Source organism: Aeromicrobium sp. (assembly GCF_014378035.1).
Lineage (GTDB): Bacteria > Actinomycetota > Actinomycetes > Propionibacteriales > Nocardioidaceae > Aeromicrobium.
In genome coordinates, this window is the sequence record NZ_JACMOM010000133.1 from 1 (window position 1) to 4,170 (window position 4,170).

Below are 4,170 nucleotides of genomic sequence, written 5' to 3' on the forward strand. Positions count from 1 at the left end.
CGCATCCTGTCGATGATCATGTGGGCGGCGCCGATCGGTGCTTTCGGCGCCATGGCCGCAGTCGTCGGCGAGACGGGTGTCGACGCGCTCAAGGCGCTTGCCGTCATCATGTTCGGCTTCTACGTCACGTGTGCCTTGTTCGTGTTCGTGATCCTCGGCACGATCTTGCGGGTCGTCACCGGCATCAACCTGTTCTTGCTGCTGAAGTACCTCGGCCGTGAGTTCCTGCTGATCTTCTCGACGTCGTCCTCGGAGTCGGCCCTGCCGCGGCTCATCGCCAAGATGGAGCACGCAGGCGTCGAGCAGACCACGGTCGGGGTCGTCGTCCCGACGGGTTACTCGTTCAACCTCGACGGCACGATGATCTATCTGACGATGGCCTCGCTGTTCATCGCCGACGCGATGGGCAACCCGCTCTCGCTCGGCGAGCAGATCTCGCTCCTGTTGTTCATGATGGTCGCGTCCAAGGGTGCAGCGGGCGTGACCGGAGCCGGGATGGCGACCCTCGCCGGTGGCCTCAGCTCGCACCGGCCCGAGCTTCTGGACGGCGTCGGACTCATCGTCGGCATCGACCGGTTCATGTCGGAGGCGCGCGCGGTCACCAACTTCGCGGGCAACGCCGTCGCCACGATCCTGGTTGCCTCGTGGACCGGGACGCTCGACCGCGGGCAGCTTGACCGGACGCTGTCCGGTGAGAGCCCGTTCGACGAGGAGTCGATGGTGGACGACCACAACCCCGCCCCGGAGCGCGAGAAGGTCACGGCCTGAAACTCGCCGCCACCACGTCGCTATGCTGACGTCCATGCCAGACGAGCGCACCCGCGTGGCGGCGATCGACTGCGGCACCAATTCGATCCGCCTCCTGATCAGCGACATCGGAGCCGGGTCGAAGGTCGATCAGTTGCGTGAGATGCGCATCGTCAGACTCGGCGCCGGGGTTGACCAGACGGGTCACCTGTCCGAGGAGTCGATCGACCGGACATTGATGGCCACGCGCGAGTTCGCTGAGCTGACAGCGATGTTCGGCGTCACGCAGGTACGGTTCTGCGCGACGTCGGCGGTGCGCGACGCCGACAACGCGCGGGAGTTCGGCGATGCGATCGAAGACATCCTCGGAGTTCGGCCGGTCGTGCTGGCGGGTCTCGACGAGGCGCGGGCGTCCTTCCTGGGTGCGACTCGTGACCTTGACAGCGTCCGCACGCTGGTGGTCGACATCGGCGGTGGTTCGACCGAGATCGTGGTTGGCACCGGGCAGGACATCGAGTGGTCGGTCTCCCTCGACATCGGCTCTGTGCGGCTCACCGAGCGGTTCCTCTCCAGCGACCCGGCATCGGTCAGCGAGGTGATCGCCTGCATGAACCATCTCGACGCGGTGCTTGCTCCGGTGGTCACCGACCTCGCTCCGGTCGGTTCGTTCGTGGGCGTGGCCGGCACCGTCACGACCGTCGCAGCGCACTCGCTGGCGCTCCCGACGTACGACTCGAGACGCATTCACGGTGCCCGGCTCGCCCTCGACGATGTACGAGCGGCGTGCATGTCGCTGGTGCAGATGCCTGTCGCCGACCGCCGTGCCCTGCCCTTCATGCATCCCGGGAGGGCTGACGTGATCGGCGGGGGAGCGCTGATCCTCGACCGGCTCATCGACCTGCTCCCGCTCGACACCGACACCCTTGTCGTGAGCGAGCACGACATCCTCGATGGCATCGCCTGGGACATGGTCTCGGCCTGACTGACGCGTCAGGTCAGCCTGGTCATCGGTCTGGTTGACCGATGACGGGCTGCAGCCGCCTGTTGCTCGATGCCCCCACGACCTCGTCCGCTTCGAGCCCGGAGCATGATCGACTCCATGACCATCACGCTGCATGTCACGGTTCCCGACGAGGGTTGGGTCGAGCGTCTCACAGACCTCGACGACCGGGTCGACCTCCGTGTCTGGGACTTCTCGCCGCCGCAACCGAGCCACTCCGTCGACCTCGCGGTGCTGCCCTACACGGTGTCCAGCGCCGGTCTCAGGCAGCTCGATCCCGAGCGCATCGCCGTGATCCAGTCACAGGCGCTCGGCTACGACGGCGTGCGCGAAGCGCTTCCGTCCGGCGTCACCTACTGCAACGCGGTCGGGGTGCACGAGGAGTCGACGGCTGGGCTGGCCGTGGCCTTGCTGCTGGCCTCGCAACGCCAGCTCGACGTGTACGCCCGTGAGCGCGGTCAGTGGAACCGGCGTTGGGGCACGAGCGTCGCCGATCGCCGGGTGATGCTGCTGGGCTACGGCGGCATCGGCATCGAGATGGAGAAGCGGCTCGAGGGCTTCGGCGCCGAGATGGTCCGCGTGGCGGGTCATCGACGTGAGGACGAGCGCGGCCTCATCCACGGCACGGACGAGCTGCCCGACCTTCTGCCGACCGTCGACGTGGTCATGGTCGCCGTGCCGCTGTCCGAGGCGACTACCGGGCTGATCGATGATGCCTTCCTGGCTGCCCTTCCCGACGACGCGGTCATCGTCAACGTCTCGCGTGGCAGGGTCGCGGACACTGACGCGATCGTGCGCCAGGCCGGCCGCGTCCGCTACGCCACCGACGTCACCGACCCCGAGCCGTTGCCCGCGGTGCACCCCCTCTGGGCGGTCCCGGGAGTCCTGATCACGCCGCACGTCGGAGGCATGTCCTCGGCGATGCAGCCCCGCGTCGACCGGGTGGTGCGCGGCCAGATCGAGCGACTGCTCGACGGACGCGATCCCCACTCCATCGTCATCTCGCCCTGATCTCCTGTGGAAGGACCACCATGACCACGCATCCGGTGAAGCAGCGTCGGCGGTTCCCGCGGCCGCATGACTTCCTGCCCCTGCTGAAGTTCAGGAAGCCGACGCTGAACCTGACCCGTCGGCGGTTGGAGAAGGCACTCACGATCTGGGACCTGCGCACGATCGCGAAACGCCGCACCCCCAAGGCGGCCTTCGACTACACCGACGGTGCGGCCGATGCGGAGCTGTCGCTGGGGCGGGCGCGGCAGGCGTTCACCGACATCACGTTCCACCCCGCGATCCTGCGTGATGTGTCGGTGGTCGACACGTCGGTGCTGGTGCTGGGCGAGCGTTCGGCTCTGCCGTTCGGCATCGCACCGACCGGTTTCACCCGGATGATGCAGTCCGAGGGAGAGATCGCCGGGGCGACGGCCGCGGCCGCAGCGGGCATCCCGTACTCGTTGTCGACGATGGGCACGACGGCGATCGAGGACGTTGCTGCCGCGGCTCCGCAGGGACGCAACTGGTTCCAGCTGTACATGTGGAAGGACCGCGACCGGTCGATGGCGCTGGTCGACCGGGCGGCCAAGGCCGGCTTCGACACGCTGCTGGTGACGGTCGACGTGCCGGTCGCCGGGGCGCGTCTGCGTGACACCCGCAACGGGATGACGATCCCGCCGACGCTGTTGCCGCGCACGGTCCTGAACGCGATCCCGCGGCCGGCGTGGTGGATCAACTTCCTCACCACCGAGCCGTTGGCGTTCGCGTCGCTCGACACGTGGTCGGGCACGGTGGCAGACCTGCTGGACACGATGTTCGACCCGACCGTGACGTTCGACGACCTCGCGTGGATCAAGGACCAGTGGCACGGCAAGCTCGTCGTCAAGGGTGTCCAGAGCGTCCCCGATGCCGTCAGGCTCGCCGAGATGGGTGTCGACGCGGTGTTGCTGTCCAACCACGGCGGACGCCAGCTCGACCGCGCACCAGTGCCATTTCACCTTCTGCCCGACGTCCGCGCCGCGGTGGGCGACTCGATGGAGATCCACCTTGACACCGGCATCATGTCGGGCCAGGACATCGTGGCCGCGCTCGCGATGGGGGCCGACTTCACCCTGATCGGGCGGGCCTACCTCTACGGCCTCATGGCGGGCGGTCGCCGTGGCGTCGATCGCACCATCGAGATCCTGACGAAGGACATCGAGCGCACCATGCGGCTGCTCGGCGTGACCAGCATCGGCGAGCTCAACCCCGACCATGTGACCCAGCTGGCACGGCTCTCCCCGCGCTGAGCCTCACCCCACCCCGCTCGGTGACACTAGGCTTGCGCTGCGCTCCCGTAGCCCAATTGGCAGAGGCAGATGGCTTAAACCCGTCACAGTGTGGGTTCGACCCCCATCGGGAGCACACGATTCTCGACCCTGTCTCCCAGACCC

The 4,170-nt window shown here is 67.6% G+C and carries 4 protein-coding genes and 1 tRNA gene; all 5 read left to right on the plus strand.

Going from position 1 to position 4,170, the window contains the following annotated elements; all coding sequences use genetic code 11:
- Positions 1-768: cation:dicarboxylase symporter family transporter (locus tag H7290_RS06705; RefSeq protein WP_290513247.1), on the plus strand; the 768-nt coding region annotated here is incomplete at its 5' end.
- Between the two features lie 34 nt (positions 769-802).
- Complete coding sequence (locus H7290_RS06710) at positions 803-1,729, plus strand: Ppx/GppA phosphatase family protein (RefSeq protein WP_290513248.1); 927 nt, start codon at positions 803-805, stop codon at positions 1,727-1,729.
- A gap of 117 nt (positions 1,730-1,846) precedes the next feature.
- Positions 1,847-2,758: an NAD(P)-dependent oxidoreductase gene (locus tag H7290_RS06715; protein ID WP_290513249.1), complete on the plus strand. Its 912-nt coding sequence runs from the start codon at positions 1,847-1,849 to the stop codon at positions 2,756-2,758.
- 20 nt (positions 2,759-2,778) lie between these two features.
- Positions 2,779-4,026 (plus strand): alpha-hydroxy acid oxidase, encoded by a 1,248-nt coding sequence (locus H7290_RS06720; protein WP_290513250.1) that lies wholly within the window; start codon positions 2,779-2,781, stop codon positions 4,024-4,026.
- A 41-nt stretch (positions 4,027-4,067) separates the two neighbouring features.
- A tRNA-Leu gene (locus H7290_RS06725) sits at positions 4,068-4,141 on the plus strand.
- The last annotated feature ends 29 nt before the right edge of the window (positions 4,142-4,170 follow it).

Excerpts from the sequence above, each read along its gene's own strand:
- H7290_RS06710 (WP_290513248.1), top strand. The coding sequence starts at position 803 with ATGCCAGACGAGCGCACCCGCGTGGCGGCGATCGACTGCGGCACCAAT.
- H7290_RS06715 (WP_290513249.1), top strand. The coding sequence starts at position 1,847 with ATGACCATCACGCTGCATGTCACGGTTCCCGACGAGGGTTGGGTCGAG.
- H7290_RS06720 (WP_290513250.1), top strand. The coding sequence starts at position 2,779 with ATGACCACGCATCCGGTGAAGCAGCGTCGGCGGTTCCCGCGGCCGCAT.